Source organism: Edwardsiella sp. EA181011, from assembly GCF_000800725.1.
Classification (GTDB): domain Bacteria; phylum Pseudomonadota; class Gammaproteobacteria; order Enterobacterales; family Enterobacteriaceae; genus Edwardsiella; species Edwardsiella anguillarum.
The window spans coordinates 3,919,260-3,934,167 of record NZ_CP011364.1; the positions used below are offsets into that span (position 1 = coordinate 3,919,260).

At 59.7% G+C, this 14,908-nt stretch carries 13 protein-coding genes; 5 read left to right on the forward strand and 8 right to left on the reverse strand.

Annotation, left to right across the window (positions count from 1 at the left end):
• Positions 1-15: 15 nt before the first annotated feature.
• Both carA and dapB read right to left on the reverse strand, forming a co-directional pair.
• Positions 16-1,173 (reverse strand): glutamine-hydrolyzing carbamoyl-phosphate synthase small subunit, encoded by a 1,158-nt coding sequence (gene carA, locus QY76_RS17310; protein WP_034163089.1) that lies wholly within the window; start codon positions 1,171-1,173, stop codon positions 16-18.
• A gap of 465 nt (positions 1,174-1,638) precedes the next feature.
• Positions 1,639-2,457 carry a 4-hydroxy-tetrahydrodipicolinate reductase gene (gene dapB / locus QY76_RS17315; protein ID WP_034163088.1) on the reverse strand — a complete coding sequence of 273 codons (819 nt, stop codon included), beginning with the start codon at positions 2,455-2,457 and terminating at the stop codon, positions 1,639-1,641.
• Positions 2,458-2,895: 438 nt separating this feature from the next.
• Between dapB and xdhA the strand changes: the two genes are divergently transcribed.
• The 4 genes from xdhA (at position 2,896) to QY76_RS17335 (ending at position 7,299) form a co-directional block, all read left to right on the forward strand.
• Entirely contained in the window at positions 2,896-5,187 is a 2,292-nt protein-coding gene (gene xdhA, locus QY76_RS17320; RefSeq protein ID WP_049648910.1) for a xanthine dehydrogenase molybdenum-binding subunit XdhA, read from the forward strand.
• A gap of 6 nt (positions 5,188-5,193) precedes the next feature.
• On the forward strand, positions 5,194-6,072 hold the full coding sequence (xdhB, locus tag QY76_RS17325) for a xanthine dehydrogenase FAD-binding subunit XdhB (RefSeq protein WP_034163085.1): 879 nt from the start codon (positions 5,194-5,196) through the stop codon (positions 6,070-6,072).
• A complete protein-coding gene (gene xdhC / locus QY76_RS17330) occupies positions 6,069-6,554 on the forward strand; it encodes a xanthine dehydrogenase iron sulfur-binding subunit XdhC (protein WP_045425176.1) in 486 nt (161 codons plus the stop codon). The genes xdhB and xdhC overlap by 4 nt, the downstream gene beginning before the upstream one ends.
• A 190-nt stretch (positions 6,555-6,744) precedes the next feature.
• Entirely contained in the window at positions 6,745-7,299 is a 555-nt protein-coding gene (locus QY76_RS17335) for a YbhB/YbcL family Raf kinase inhibitor-like protein (protein ID WP_045425178.1), read from the forward strand.
• 82 nt (positions 7,300-7,381) lie between these two features.
• On the opposite strand, the gene ispH is transcribed toward QY76_RS17335, so the two are convergent.
• From ispH to ribF, 5 genes are read right to left on the reverse strand one after another with little or no spacing between them, the layout of a single operon-like run.
• A complete protein-coding gene (gene ispH / locus QY76_RS17340; protein WP_034163080.1) occupies positions 7,382-8,335 on the reverse strand; it encodes a 4-hydroxy-3-methylbut-2-enyl diphosphate reductase in 954 nt (317 codons plus the stop codon).
• Positions 8,316-8,783: an FKBP-type peptidyl-prolyl cis-trans isomerase gene (gene fkpB / locus QY76_RS17345; protein ID WP_034163078.1), complete on the reverse strand. Its 468-nt coding sequence runs from the start codon at positions 8,781-8,783 to the stop codon at positions 8,316-8,318. The genes ispH and fkpB overlap by 20 nt, the downstream gene beginning before the upstream one ends.
• A complete protein-coding gene (lspA, locus tag QY76_RS17350) occupies positions 8,783-9,280 on the reverse strand; it encodes a signal peptidase II (RefSeq protein ID WP_034163270.1) in 498 nt (165 codons plus the stop codon). The genes fkpB and lspA overlap by 1 nt, the downstream gene beginning before the upstream one ends.
• Entirely contained in the window at positions 9,280-12,126 is a 2,847-nt protein-coding gene (gene ileS, locus QY76_RS17355; RefSeq protein ID WP_045425180.1) for an isoleucine--tRNA ligase, read from the reverse strand. Before ileS ends, lspA begins: the two co-directional genes overlap by 1 nt.
• A 24-nt stretch (positions 12,127-12,150) precedes the next feature.
• A complete protein-coding gene (gene ribF, locus QY76_RS17360) occupies positions 12,151-13,113 on the reverse strand; it encodes a bifunctional riboflavin kinase/FAD synthetase (protein ID WP_034163075.1) in 963 nt (320 codons plus the stop codon).
• Between the two features lie 412 nt (positions 13,114-13,525).
• Between ribF and rpsT the strand changes: the two genes are divergently transcribed.
• A complete protein-coding gene (rpsT, locus tag QY76_RS17365) occupies positions 13,526-13,789 on the forward strand; it encodes a 30S ribosomal protein S20 (RefSeq protein WP_015460922.1) in 264 nt (87 codons plus the stop codon).
• A 69-nt stretch (positions 13,790-13,858) separates the two neighbouring features.
• Here the strand turns inward: rpsT and nhaR are convergent, their stop codons facing one another.
• Complete coding sequence (nhaR, locus tag QY76_RS17370) at positions 13,859-14,761, reverse strand: transcriptional activator NhaR (RefSeq protein ID WP_012847450.1); 903 nt, start codon at positions 14,759-14,761, stop codon at positions 13,859-13,861.
• Between the last annotated feature and the right edge of the window lie 147 nt (positions 14,762-14,908).

Genomic DNA, 14,908 nt, shown 5'->3' on the forward strand with positions numbered 1-14,908 from the left:
GTTCAGGCTCCCTGATTACTTGGCGGTACGGCGGTAGTTTTCAATCAGCATCATAAAATGGTCGAACAGCGGGGCGGCATCGTGCGGCCCTGGGCTGGCCTCCGGGTGTCCCTGGAAACTGAACGCCGGGCGATCGGTGCGGTGAATGCCCTGCAGCGAGCCGTCGAACAGCGACTTATGGGTCGCCCGCAGCGTCGGCGGCAAGGTCGCTTCATCAACGGCAAAACCGTGGTTTTGCGCGGTGATCATCACACGGTCATGATCCAAATCCTTCACCGGATGGTTGCCGCCGTGGTGGCCAAACTTCATTTTTACCGTCTGTGCGCCGCTGGCCAGCGCCAGCAGCTGGTGCCCTAGGCAGATACCAAACAGCGGGATCTCGCCGTGCAGGAAGGTCGCGATAGCCTCGATGGCATAGTCACAGGGGGCCGGATCACCGGGGCCGTTGGACAGGAAAATACCGTCCGGATTCAGCGCCAGCACATCCTGCGCGGGCGTCTGAGCCGGCACCACCGTCAGGCGGCAACCGCGATCCACCAGCATCCGCAGGATATTGCGCTTCACCCCGAAGTCATAGGCCACCACGTGGTAGGGCAACGCCGCATCCTCACAGGGCGCCGGCAGCCCATCCTTCAGCGTCCAGCTACCCTGGCGCCACTCATAGGGCTCCTGGGTCGTCACTTCTTTGGCCAGATCCATCCCTTTCAGGCCGGGGAACGCGCGCGCCTTCTCCAGCGCCAGCGCCGCATCCGGCTCACTCCCGCTCTCCGCGGTGATGATGCAACCGTTCATCGCCCCCTTCTCACGCAGCAGGCGGGTCAGCTTACGGGTATCAATATCGGCGATGGCGACCACGCGGTGACGACGCAGATAGTCCGGCAGCGTCTCTTGACTGCGGAAGTTGCTGGCGATCGGCGGCAGATCGCGCACGATCAGCCCCTGAGCATGCACGGCGGAGGATTCTTCATCGGCGGCGTTGGTGCCGACATTGCCAATATGGGGATAGGTAAGCGTGACGATCTGACGGGAATAGGAGGGGTCGGTGAGAATTTCTTGGTAGCCGGTCATCGAGGTATTGAAGACCACTTCCCCCACGGCCGATCCGTCTGCTCCGATCGACCTGCCGTGAAACTGGGTTCCGTCTTCCAGAACTAAAAGCGCTGACTTAATCAAAACACCCTCCAAAGGAATACTCAGTCACAATATATGCATATTAATTCAGATATTGCATCGTGAATCAATCGCAAAAACTGCCACTGCGGCGAATTTCTGACAAATTGCGCGCATTCTAATGACGCATCCGCCCATTGTCCAGATGAAAGGAGAGTTTTTTGTGTTTTTTACAAATCTGAATGTGTTTTTAATGCCAAATGATTAAAAACACCAATTTTAGGGAAGGAGAAAACGGTTGCCGGACACAGATATCAAAGGCAACGGCGCTATAATGCGTTTTTTCACTGAAAAAATCAAGATGCGGGCGGCGCAGCGGGGTGAAATAAAAGGTAAATAGCAAAAATCGCCATACTGATAAATTTAGATGTAAATTCTCACCATAAATAAAAAATGTGATGAAAAAATCATTATTTTCATCACATTAAACAACATAGCAACCATGATATCTGTCGAAGAATAGGCCTTTTATAAGGTATCCAGAGCCAAAACATCACACATATCGTACATTCCTGGCTGCTGTGCGCCGAGCCACAGCGCCGCTCGCATGGCACCGCTGGCAAATGTCATACGGCTAGACGCCTTATGGGTAATCTCCAGACGCTCGCCGACATCGGCGAACATGGCGGTATGCTCGCCCACGATATCGCCGGCGCGCAGCGTCGCGAAACCGATGCTGCCAGGAACCCGCTCCCCGGTGTGCCCCTGGCGAGTATAGACCGCACAGCTTTCCAGGCTACGGCCCAACGCACCAGCGATCGCCTCACCCATCGCCAGCGCCGTTCCCGAGGGCGCATCGACTTTATGGCGATGATGCGCCTCAAGGATTTCAATATCGCAGTAGCTCCCCATCACCTGCGCCGCCTTTTCCAGCAGGCGCAGCATCACGTTCACCCCCACGCTGAAGTTGGCGGCCAACACGATGGCGACATGCTGTGAAGCCGCCTCAATGACCGCCTTTTCCTGCTCGCTGAAACCGGTAGTCCCGATCACCATCGCTTTACCGTGCGCCTGACAAAAGGCCAAATGCGCCATCGTTCCTTCGGGACGGGTAAAGTCGATCAGAACATCAAACTGCCCCGCGACCCGCTCCAGCGATGACTCGACCGTCACACCGGTCATACCACAGCCCGCCAGTTCGCCGGCGTCGCACCCCAGCAGGCCGGAGCCCTCCCGCTCCAGCGCCGCCCCCAGCGTCACGCCGGGTATCGCCGCGGCCGCCGCAATCAGCTGACGCCCCATCCGACCGCCGGCACCGGCGATCGCTACCCGAATCTGTTCTGCCATCTTCCGTCTCCCATATGATGCTCTCTTCGCTGTCCGTCGGCGTCGCGTAGCTCGCCGCGTGCCGCACGACCCCTCTATTTGGTGGCTTTTCAGGTTAACGGCTGTCTCGGCCCTGAGCCAGAAAAAATCGGTGATGATGCAAAAATTCATCGGCGATGGCCGGCCATCGCACCTCAGCCTGCATGAATATGCAATTATCACAGCGTTCTTTCCCAAGGAACCCCCTATCACTTTGAGAGAAAAACTATCAAAAATACCCGTCATGCTCTCAAAGTGATATACAGCCAGTTTTTTCCTGTCTTATAGCGTCATAATTTCCTTGGGATATCTCGATCCGACTCACACTTATGAGGATATATCTCCTCTGCTCAATGAGTGTGGCGCATATCTTGCTGCCTTGAACTATCCCCCAGGCTTATTTCCCCACAGGAGAATACTATGTCTTTAGGATCGCCGCTGCGGCGGGTTGATGCCGAAGCCAAGGTCACCGGACAGGCGCGTTATACCGATGATATGATGATGCCCGGCATGCTCCATGCCTGCTACGTGCGCAGCCGTATCGCCCACGGTAACGTCACCGCCATCGATACCCGGGAAGCGGAGTCCATGCCCGGCGTAGAAGCCGTCTTCACCTTTCACGATGTCCCCTCAGCCCCCTTCCCTACCGCCGGCCACGCCTGGTCGCTGGAGCCGGGCAAACGGGATATCGCCGATCGCCATCTGCTGACCGGCCACGTGCGCCACTTTGGCGACGGCGTCGCCATCGTCGTCGCCCGCGATCTGCTCAGCGCCGAGCGCGCCGCGGCGCGGGTACAGGTCAGCTATGATGCGTTGCCGGTGATCACCCGGCCACAGGCGGCCCTGGCCGACGGAGCACCGGCCATTCACCCCGGCGGCAATTTGCTGCGCCACAGCGAGATCGACGCCGGAGAGCCAGAAGCCCGCATCGCCGCCGCCGATCTGCAGCTGGAGGGTCACTACGAGACGCCGGTGGTGCAGCACTGCCACATGGAGGGCGTGACCTGCTATGCCTATATGGAGCAGCCCGATCACATCGTCATTGTCTCCAGCACCCAAATTCCCCAGATTGTCCGGCGCACCGTCGCCCAGGCCCTCGGTCTCCCCTGGTCGCACGTCCGGGTGATCAAGCCCTACGTCGGCGGCGGATTCGGCAATAAGCAGGATGTGCTGGAAGAGCCCATGGCCGCCTTTTTAACCCAGCGCCTCGGCGGTAAACCGGTCAAGGTCAGCCTGAGCCGGGAGGAGTGCTTCGTCGCCACCCGCACCCGCCACGCCTTCAGCATCGATGCCCGGCTGGGTATGCGCCGGGATGGTCTGCTGGAGGGGTACCGTCTGACGGTGCTGTCCAATACCGGCGCCTATGCCTCTCACGGCCACTCAATTGCCGCCGCCGGTGCCAATAAAATCAGCTATCTCTATCCCCGCAGCGCCTTTGGCTACTGCGCTGATACGGTATATACCAACCTGCCCGCCGCCGGTGCGATGCGCGGCTACGGCGCGCCACAGGTCGACTTCGCCCTGGAGTGCCTGATGGACGACGCCGCGGCCCGCCTCGATCTCGATCCCCTCGAGGTTCGTCTGCGCAACGTTGCGCGTCAGGGCGACCGTAACCCGGTTAACGGAAAGAGCATCTACAGCGCCGGGCTCACAGAGTGCCTGGAAAAAGGCCGCCGTCTGTTTGAGTGGGATCGGCGCCGCGCCGAATGTATGGCCCAGTCGGCCGATGCGCCGGTACGGCGCGGCGTCGGTGTCGCCTGTTTCAGCTATGGTTCCAATACCTATCCGGTCGGGGTGGAGATCGCCGGCGCCCGTCTGCTGCTCAATCAGGACGGGACGGTAAACCTGCAGATTGGCGCTACCGAAATTGGCCAGGGATCCGATACCGTCTTCGCCCAGATGGCATCGGAAACGCTGGGGATCCCCTTTAAACAGATCCGGGTGATCTCAACTCAGGATACCGATATCACCGCCTTCGATCCCGGCGCCTTTGCCTCACGGCAAAGCTATGTCGCCGCCCCGGCGATCCGCCGCGCGGCGGAGATCATGCGTCAGAAAATCCTGGCGCACGCGGCGCTGATAAGTCACCAGCCGGAGTGGGGATTGACCCTGTGCGACGGTAACGTAGTGATGGCGATGCAGCCGGATCAGGTGCTAATGAGCGTCGCCGACGTCGCCATGCAGGCCTACTACCACCAGGAGATCGGCGCACAGATCCTGGCCGAGGTCTCCCATAAAACAACCACCAATCCCCCGGCCTTCGGCTGCACCTTTGTCGATCTCAGCATCGACATCGCGCTGTGCCAGGTCACCATTAACCGCATCCTGAATCTGCATGACTCCGGGCGGATCCTCAACCCGCAGCTGGCGGAGGGACAGGTTCACGGCGGTATGGGGATGGGGATCGGCTGGGCGCTGTTCGAAGAGATGATCATCGATGAGAAGAGCGGCGTGGTACGCAACCCGAATCTGCTCGACTACAAATTCCCCACCTGTGTCGATCTGCCGGATCTGGAGTGCGCCTTCGTCGAAACGGTGGAGCCGCAGTCGGCCTATGGCCACAAGGCGCTGGGGGAGCCGCCGATCATTTCGCCTGGACCGGCGATCCGCAACGCCATTCGCATGGCAACGGGGGTCGCGATCAATGCGCTGCCGATCACCCCCAAAACGCTGTATCGCGAATTTGTGCAGGCCGGACTGATCAGGGAGTAATGCGACATGTATGATATTAAACGCTATCTGCGCGCCACCAGCGCGCGCCACGCCAGCGAACTGATGCTGGCCCACCCGGACAGCCGTCTGTTAGCCGGCGGCACCGACGTGCTGATCCAGCTGCACCACCATAACGCGCAGTACGCCCATATCGTGGATATCCACGGGCTACCCGAGCTGTGCGGCATTACGACGCTAGAGGATGGCACCCTACGCATTGGCTCCGGCACCACCTTTACCCAGATCATCGAACACCCGCAGATCCAGGCACACCTGCCGATGCTGGCCGAAGCCGCCGCCACTATCGCCGGCCCACAGATCCGCAACGTCGCCACCTACGGCGGTAACATCTGCAACGGCGCCACCAGCGCAGACTCCGCCGCCCCCAGCGTCGCGCTCAAGGCTCAGCTGGAGATCCTGACGCCCGACGGCGTGACGATCCGTCCGATCGACGGCTTTCATACCGGGCCGGGGAAGGTGGCGCTGAGCCCCGGCGAGATCCTGCTGGCCTTCCGTTTTCACCCCGACGATCACCGCCGCGCCGGCAGCGCCTATATCAAGTACGCCATGCGCGGCGCGATGGATATCGCCACCATCGGCTGCGCAGCCCTGTGCCGCATTGAGTCTGGGCACTTCAGCGAGCTGCGCCTGGCCTACGGCGTCGCGGCACCGACGCCGATCCGCTGCCCGCAGGCCGAGGCCTGCGCCGACGGCCAGCCGCTGAGCCGCCAGACGCTGGCCGCCGTCGCCGCCGCCGTCGCCGGTGACGTTTCGCCGCGCTCGTCCTGGCGTGCCGAAAAGGAATTCCGTTTACACCTGATCCGTACCCTGGCGCAGCGAGCCATTACCCTGGCCGTGCAGCGGGCGGGAGGAGAGATACTATGAATGTCAAAGAATGGGTTGAAATCACCTGCCAGATCAATGGGAAAACCTATCAGTTTTGCGTGTCGCCGGCGATGTCGCTGCTGGAAATGCTGCGCGAGCACGGGCTAACCAGCGTGAAGCAGGGCTGCTGTGTCGGTGAGTGCGGCGCCTGCAGCGTATTGATCGATGGCGTGGCAACCGACAGCTGCCTGTACCTGGCGCTGTGGGCCGACGGTAAGCAGATCGTCACGGCCGATGGGCTGGGCCGAGCCGACAGCCTTTCGCCGATCCAGCAGGCCTATGTCGACGCCGGCGCAGTGCAGTGTGGTTTCTGTACCCCGGGACTGGTGGTCGCGACCCATGCCCTGCTGGCGAAACCGCGCAGTCGCCCGCTGACGCACCAGGAGATCCGCCGCGGCCTCTCCGGCAACCTGTGCCGTTGCACCGGCTATCAGGCCATCGTACGCGCCGTCGATCTCTGCCAGCGCGAGGAAGATCAGTAGGCTGCCGAGCGCGTGCCCCCGGCGTAACTCGGTATTGCTGCGGTAATATCGGGTTACACCCATGGCACCAATATTACATAACGCACTGAAAATAATAAAAATATTCTAACATAACTGGCAATTTCTCCGCTGGGGACTATGATCAAACGCATTCACTGCGTTCCCACTCACCTCCCTAGGAGATCGCTCTATGTTTACCAAGAAAGCACTCGCATGCCTGCTGGTTGCCGGGGGACTTAGCCTCAGCGCCCAGGCTATGACGCTCAGCAGCCCAACGGTTGACAATGGTAAGTCGCTACAAAACGTGCAGATTTTTAATGGCTGGGGCTGTACCGGACAGAATAAATCACCGGCGCTGACCTGGAGCGATGTGCCAGCAGGCACCAAGAGCTTTGCCGTCACCATGTATGATCCGGATGCCCCGACGGGCAGTGGATGGTGGCACTGGGTGATGATCGACATCCCCGCCTCGGTGCATAGCCTGGCGCAAAACGTCGGAGAGAAAGAGAGCCGCGATCTGCCCAAAGGTGCAATTCAGCTGCGCAATGACTTTGGCTATAACGGCTTTGGTGGCGCCTGTCCTCCTCCGGGCGCCAAGCCCCATAACTACCAAATCACCGTATATGCGCTGAATGTCGCGAAGTTAGATATTCCGGCCCACGCCTCTCCCGCCTACGCCGGCTACTTCATCTTGCAGCATAAAATCGGCGAAGCCCGCCTGACGGCGCCGACCAACATACGCTGAGTCCCCGCGCACGATGCCATAGCACAACGAAAAACGGGGCGCCCATCCGGCACCCCGTTTGTTGTTCCCTTGGCCCCGCGGCTCAATCGGCCTGCTGTACCTCGATACGCAGCTCGCGCGGCACCTCAAACACAATATTCTCTTCCCGCCCCTGCATCTCCTGCGCCGCCGAACCGCCCAGCGTCTGCAGGCGGTCGATGACCTCTCGCACCAGCACGTCCGGCGCCGATGCCCCGGCCGTCACCCCCACGCAGCCCACGCCGCTCAGCCAGGCATCGTGGATATCCGAAGCGCTATCGATAAGGTAAGCCGGCCTTCCTGCCCGACGCGCCAGCTCCGCGAGACGGTTAGAGTTGGAGGAGTTTTTCGAACCGACCACCAGCACCACGTCCGCCTGCGCCGCCAGACTACGCACCGCCTCCTGACGGTTGGTGGTCGCGTAACAGATATCGTCTTTACGCGGTCCGACGATCGCCGGGAAACGCGCCCGCAGGGCGTCTATCACCTCAGAGGTGTCATCGACCGACAGCGTCGTCTGGGTCATAAAGCAGAGGTTACGTTCGTCTTTCACCTGCAGCTGCCAGACATCCTGCGGTGACTCAACCAGATACATGCCCCCCAGAGGATTGCTGTACTGCCCCATGGTGCCTTCCACCTCCGGGTGACCGGCATGACCGATCAGGATAGCCTCCGTACCGCGGCGACTGGCCCGAGCCACCTCCATATGGACCTTGGTCACCAGTGGGCAGGTGGCATCGAACAGCATGGTAAGGTGGCGCGCCTTCGCCTCTGCGCGTACCGCCTGGGAGACGCCGTGCGCAGAGAAAATCAGGATCGCCCCGTCGGGGACTTCGCTTATCTCCTCGATAAACACCGCACCGCGCTCACGCAGATCGTTCACCACGAAACGATTATGCACTACCTCATGACGGACATAGATCGGCGCGCCATAGATAGCCAATGCACGCTCGACGATGCTGATCGCTCTATCGACCCCGGCACAGAAACCGCGCGGGTTAGCCAGCAGAATGCGCATGTTCATCTCCCTGCGGCGGATCGATCGCCAGCACCTCAAGGTCAAAGGTCACCGGCATCCCCGCCAACGGGTGGTTAAAATCGACCGTTACCGACTCACCGACGATCTCACGAACCAGCCCCGGCATCTGGGCACCGTCGGCGGCGGTGAACAGGATCACCGCGCCGGCCTGCGGCGTTCCGCTGTCGCGAAACTGTCCCAGAGGAAAAAACTGCACCAGATCATCGCTGCGCTCGCCGAACGCATCGGCGGGCGCTAAGGTGAACGCCCGTCGATCGCCGCCTCTGCAGCCCAGCAGCTGAGCCTCCAGCGCCGGGGAGAGGCTGCCGTCGCCGAGCCGGAACAACGCCGGCTGACCGCGCTCGCGCGACGACTCCGCCAGGGAGCCATCCTCCAGCGTCAGCGTAAAATGCACCAGTACCGCGCTTGTCGCCTGAGCCTGAGGCATTACTTTTTCTCCTTGTCCCGCTGCGGCAAAAAGCCCTCGAGCACCACCAGTGCGGCCCCGATACAGATAGCGGTATCCGCCAGGTTAAAGGTGGCGAAGTGCCAGTTTCCGACGTAAAAGTCGATCATATCGACGACGAAGCCATGCCACAGACGATCGAACAGATTACCCAGTGCCCCACCGATGATCAGCGCATAGGCAATGTTGTTCAGACGCTGCGAGGCCGCGCTGCGGTACATCATGACCAGCAAGGCTACGCAAATGGCAATAGCGATGCAGGCAAAGAACCAGCGCTGCCAGCCGCCGCTGTCGGCCAGGAAGCTAAAGGCGGCGCCATAGTTCCGCGCATAGTGCAGATTGAGCGACGGGAACAGCGGCAGAGTCTCCCCCAGCATAAAATGCTGGAGGATCAGCTGCTTGCTACCCAAATCAACAATCAGTACGGCAACGACGATCCACAGCCAGCGCAGTCCGGTTGAAAGAATAGGTCTGCGCATCATGCAAACTTACGCTCTTCGCCCTGACCGGCCACGTTCGTGACACAGCGTGGGCACAGCTGAGGATGCGCGGAATCCTGACCGATGGCGGTCGAGTAATGCCAGCAGCGCGGACACTTGCTGCCGGCGGCCTTGCTCAAGCCCACCTTCAGCCCGGCCAGTTCGCTGGCCACCGCATCAGCGGAGGCCTGAGCCAACGGCTGTACGCGCGCCGCCGAGGTGATCAGCACGAAGCGCAGCTCGTCCTGCAGGCTATCCAGCTGCGTCGCCAGCGCCTCATCCGCATACAGCGTGATGGCGGCCTCCAGCGAGCTCCCCACTTTCTTGTCGTTACGCGCTTGCTCGATGACCTTGTTCACCTCGCCGCGCACCTTCAGCAGCTCAGCCCAGAAGGCGTCGTTCATCGGCTCCGCGGTATCCAGACCAAACAGCCCCTGGTACCACTCTTCGGTAAACACGAACTGTGCGCGCTCACCCGGCAGATAGCCCCAGATCTCATCGGCCGTAAAGGAGAGGATCGGCGCCATCCAGCGCACCAGCGCCTCTGCAATATGGTACAGCGCGGTCTGACAGCTGCGGCGAGCCACGGAGTCAGCCTTGGCGGTGTACTGGCGATCCTTGATGATATCCAGATAGAAAGAGCCCATCTCGACCGAGCAGAACTGCATCAGGCGCTGCACCACTTCGTGGAAATCATAGTTTTCGTAGGCGGCGATGATCTCATCCTGCGCCTGCTTGGCACAGCCGACCGCCCAGCGATCCAGTACCACCATATCCTCCGGCTTCACCATATCCTTACGCGGATCGAAACCGTTCAGGTTAGCCAGCAGGAAGCGGGCCGTATTGCGGATGCGGCGATAGGCATCGGCGGAACGCTTGAGGATCTCATCCGACACCGCCATTTCACCGGTATAGTCGGTCGAGGCGACCCACAGGCGCAGAATGTCGCCGCCCAGCTTGTTCATCACCTGCTGCGGGCTGACGACGTTACCGACGGACTTGGACATCTTACGCCCCTGCCCATCCACGGTGAAACCGTGGGTCAGCACCTGGCGATACGGCGCCTTACCCTTCATGGCGACGGCGATCATCAGCGAGGACATAAACCAACCGCGATGCTGATCGGAGCCTTCCAGGTACATATCCGGGCTGTGGCCGCCGAACTCCGGACGGGCATCCACCACCGAATAGCTGGTTGAGCCAGAGTCAAACCACACGTCCAGCGTATCCGGCACTTTCTCATACTGATCGGCTTCATCGCCCAGCAGATCGCGAATGTCCAGATCCCACCAGGCCTGAATGCCCGCCTGCTCGACACGCTGAGCAACCGCTTCCATCAGCTCCGTGGTGCGCGGATGCAGCTCTTGGGTTTCTTTATGAACCAACATGGCCATCGGCACGCCCCAGGTACGCTGGCGAGAGATACACCAGTCAGGACGGTTCGCCACCATCGACTCGATGCGCGCCTTGCCCCAGGCCGGGATCCAGCCGCTGAGATTCTGCTCATCCAGCCCCTGCCGTTCGATGCGATCGATTTCAGCCAGCGACTGGCTGCGCAGCCCCTGGCGATCCATGCTGATAAACCACTGCGGCGTCGCACGGAAAATAATCGGGCTCTTATGACGCCAGCAGCAGGGGTAGCTGTGGGTCAGCTTCTCTACGTGCAGCAGCGCACCGCTGTCCTTGAGCAGGTCGATAACGACGTCGTTGGCCTTAAAGACAAACAGCCCGTCCAGCGCCGGATGGGTGCCCGGCAGATAACAGCCGTTGCTACCAACCGGGTTAGCGATCTCTAGGCCGTATTTCTGACCGACGACGTAGTCGTCCGGGCCGTGGCCCGGTGCGGTGTGCACTGCACCGGTGCCGGCGTCCAAGGTAACGTGGTCGCCCATGATGATCGGCACATCAAAGCTCATGAAAGGATGGCGGAAGCGCAACAGCTCCAGGTCTTCCCCTTTGCAGCTACCCAGCACCTGCCAGTGGTCGATGCCGGCGCGCTTCATCACGCTCTCGACCAGCTCGGCGGCCAGGATCAGGCATTCGCCCTCCACCTGCACCAGCTGGTACTCCAGCTCCGGATGCAGCGCCACGGCACGGTTGGCCGGCAGCGTCCAAGGGGTGGTGGTCCAGATCACCACGTTCACATCGCCCTTCGCCTCGCTGACGCCGAACTTTGCCAGCACCTGCGCTTTATCGACGGCGGCAAAACGAACGTCGATGGACGGCGAGACCTTGTCGTAGTACTCCACTTCCGCTTCGGCAAGCGAAGAGCCGCAGTCCGGACACCAGTGCACCGGCTTGGCCCCTTTCATCAGGTGGCCGTTATCCACAATGCGCGCCAGCGCACGGATGATATTGGCCTCGGTACCATAGTCCATAGTCAGGTAGGGATGTTCCCAATCGCCCAGCACGCCAAGACGGATAAAGTCGGCTTTCTGCCCGGCGACCTGCTCGGCGGCATAGGCGCGGCACTGCTCACGGAATTCAGCCGCGCTGTACTTTTCGCCCGGTTTGCCGATCAGTTGCTCTACCTTCAGCTCAATCGGCAGGCCGTGGCAGTCCCAGCCGGGGATATAGGGCGAATCGTAGCCAGAGAGCCCCTTGGACTTGATAATAATATCTTTCAGAATTTTGTTGACTGAGTGACCGATATGGATGCTGCCGTTCGCATACGGCGGGCCATCATGCAGAATGAAGCTTTTCTTGCCTTGCTTAGCATTACGGATAATCCCGTACAGATCCTGCTCATACCAGTGTTGCAGCATGCCAGGCTCGCGCTTGGCCAGATCGCCGCGCATCGGGAACCCTGTTTCCGGCAAATTCAGGGTATTCTTGTAGTCACTCATCTTCGATTTCGGTTCCGTTTTCGGCTATTGGGATTGAGCCATCAGGCTCTGGACCGGTGTTGTCAGCCCAAAAAATTCGCGGGCAGCCACCACATCTTGGGCGATTTGCCGCTTCAGTGCATCAAGCGAATCAAAACGCTGTTCATTGCGCAGTTTTGCGCGGAGCACCACATCAATATGGCGCCCATAGAGATCCATCGTCACATCAAGCAGATGGACCTCCAGCTGCTGGCGTATGCCAGCGACGGTCGGACGGGTACCGATGTTGGCCACGCCCGGCAAAGGCATGGGACCCAGTCCATAAACATCAACGGCGTAAACGCCTTTTACCGGCGCTACCAACCGTTTTAGCGGTAGATTGGCGGTGGGGAAACCGATGGTACGCCCCAGCGCATCGCCATGAACCACCCGCCCGGCAATCCGATAGGGATGGCCCAGCAGGCTTTCCGCTAACGCCAGGTCATCGTGGCGCAGCGCGTGGCGCACCGCGGTACTGCTAACCCGCCGATCGCCGACGCAGAAGCTGAGGCTGTTGGTGACGGTAAACCCATAGGCTTTGCCGGCGGCCTGCAGCAGGTGGTAATCTCCCTCACGCCCGGCGCCAAAGCGAAAATCATCGCCAATCATCAAAAACTTCACCCCGAGGCGCTCGACCAGCAGGTGTTTCACAAAGTCCTGAGCCGAATGGCTGGCGAACTGGCGGTCAAAACTCACGCACAGCACGGCATCCACCCCGGCGTCGGCCAGATAGCGGCACTTATCCCGCAGGCGCGTCAAGCGGGCTGGCGCATTCTGCGGCGCGAACATCTCCAGCGGCTGGGGCTCGAAGATCATCACCATCACCGGCAACCCAAGACGCTCGCCCTCCTGACGCAGACGCGCCAGCAGCGCCCGATGTCCCCGGTGCACGCCGTCAAAGTTGCCGATGGTCAACACGCAGCCACGATGCCGCGCGCGTAGGTTATGAATGCCGCGAATTAGCTCCATATCAGGCTCAAAACAGTGAAAATCGACGGATTATACCTTGTACAGCGACTAAGGTTAACCGGCGATTGTCGGGTGTTTAACGGGATTGATTCACCATACCGGAGTTAAGCCTACGATTAAATACATGAATGCGGATTTCTCTCCCGCCCGGCGCGGCATCACCGCCGCCTGCGCGGCCGCGACGGTGATTTAGCCCCCCGTCCGTCGTCGTCCGACAGCCATGATGGGAAAAATCACCTGAAACGCTGTATTCCGCACAACAAAGCTGGTAAAATTCGGCGCCATTGAAACGCACGGGTGTCGCCACTACAAGCGGCGCTTATTTGCACAAATCCATTGACAAAAGAAGGCTGAAAGGGCATATTCCTCGGCCTTTGAATTGTCCTCTATAGAATATTTTGGGAGTTGGACCTTGGCTAATATCAAGTCAGCTAAGAAACGCGCCGTTCAGTCTGAAAAGCGTCGCAAGCACAATGCTAGCCGCCGTTCCATGATGCGTACTTTCATCAAGAAAGTATACGCAGCTATCGCTACTGGCGACAAAGCAGCTGCTCAGGCAGCGTACAACGACATGCAGCCGATCGTTGACCGTCAGGCAAACAAAGGCCTGATCCACAAGAATAAAGCTGCTCGTCATAAAGCGAATCTGACCGCTCAGATCAACGCAATGCAGTAATCTGCCTTACGTTGTAAGCTTTATAAAAAACCGGCCTCGGCCGGTTTTTTTGTTTCTGAGGCGGAATGCCTAGCGGCTGAACAGCGCTGAAAAATCCTTGTTGCATACCCGCTGTACCGCCGGATGCTGAATCATCCGCTCGGCAAAGATCACGTAATACTCTTCCTGCACATTGTCGATACGTCCCACCTCACGGATATTGTCCTGCACGTTAGCGTACATATCCTGCGCATAAATCGACGGCGCGACAAAAATGGCATCGTGATACAGGCCAAATGCCTTCATCAGCGCGGCGTCATCAAACTCGCCGAGGATCTGCACCTGTAACCCCTGGCTGTTAAACCAGTTCAGCAGCTTGCGCCCCAGCATAGAGCGCCGCCCCGGAATTAACAGCTTACGCTGCTCCAGGCAGGTCGGGAATGGCATCTCAGGCAGCGGCTGACGGCAGAAGAAGCTGACGCCACACTCGCCGAGCTTGACGGAAAACAGCCCCTCCTGTTGACTGGAGTCCACCGGGCAATCCGATAGGATCATATCCAGCTTGTGCTGGCTCAGTTGCTCCAGCAGCAGCTCGTGAGTCGACTCAAAGCAGCGCAGGTGGATCTGCTCATGATCGGCCACCGCGGTCTCCAGCACCTGGCTCACCAGCCGTTTAGAGAGCGCATCGGCCACGCCGACGTCAAACAGCATGCTGGACTCTTTGCGATAATTCACAATATCCAGCATCTCTTGGCTGAGCATAAACATGCGATCGGCATAGCGGAACACCAGCTGCCCCAGCTCAGAAGGCACCAGGCCGCGTCCCTGACGCTTAAACAGCTTGCCGCCTAAGCGCTCTTCCAGCGCCTTAATCTGCCCGGTAATGGTCTGCGGCGTCAGAAACAGCGCCTCAGCGGCCCCGACCACCGACCCCTCTTTACACACTTGCCAGAAGTAATAGAGATGATTGAAATTTATATGTGACAGACGCACTTATGCGCACTCCTAGTGAGTTGCCGCCGCAGTCCCTCAGACGAATCCCCGTCCGACGGCAGCAAGGGAGCCTTAACTAAGTAATAAGATAGCAGTTAGATCGATAGATATCATGCCATCAATAGATCTGTAACGGCACGCCCTCCC

Bases quoted from the DNA above. Each gene is read 5' to 3' on its own strand.
- dapB (WP_034163088.1), bottom strand. From the start codon at position 2,457: ATGGCAGAACAGATTCGGGTAGCGATCGCCGGTGCCGGCGGTCGGATG.
- xdhA (WP_049648910.1), top strand. From the start codon at position 2,896: ATGTCTTTAGGATCGCCGCTGCGGCGGGTTGATGCCGAAGCCAAGGTC.
- xdhB (WP_034163085.1), top strand. From the start codon at position 5,194: ATGTATGATATTAAACGCTATCTGCGCGCCACCAGCGCGCGCCACGCC.
- xdhC (WP_045425176.1), top strand. From the start codon at position 6,069: ATGAATGTCAAAGAATGGGTTGAAATCACCTGCCAGATCAATGGGAAA.
- QY76_RS17335 (WP_045425178.1), top strand. From the start codon at position 6,745: ATGTTTACCAAGAAAGCACTCGCATGCCTGCTGGTTGCCGGGGGACTT.
- ispH (WP_034163080.1), bottom strand. From the start codon at position 8,335: ATGCGCATTCTGCTGGCTAACCCGCGCGGTTTCTGTGCCGGGGTCGAT.
- fkpB (WP_034163078.1), bottom strand. From the start codon at position 8,783: ATGCCTCAGGCTCAGGCGACAAGCGCGGTACTGGTGCATTTTACGCTG.
- lspA (WP_034163270.1), bottom strand. From the start codon at position 9,280: ATGCGCAGACCTATTCTTTCAACCGGACTGCGCTGGCTGTGGATCGTC.
- ileS (WP_045425180.1), bottom strand. From the start codon at position 12,126: ATGAGTGACTACAAGAATACCCTGAATTTGCCGGAAACAGGGTTCCCG.
- ribF (WP_034163075.1), bottom strand. From the start codon at position 13,113: ATGGAGCTAATTCGCGGCATTCATAACCTACGCGCGCGGCATCGTGGC.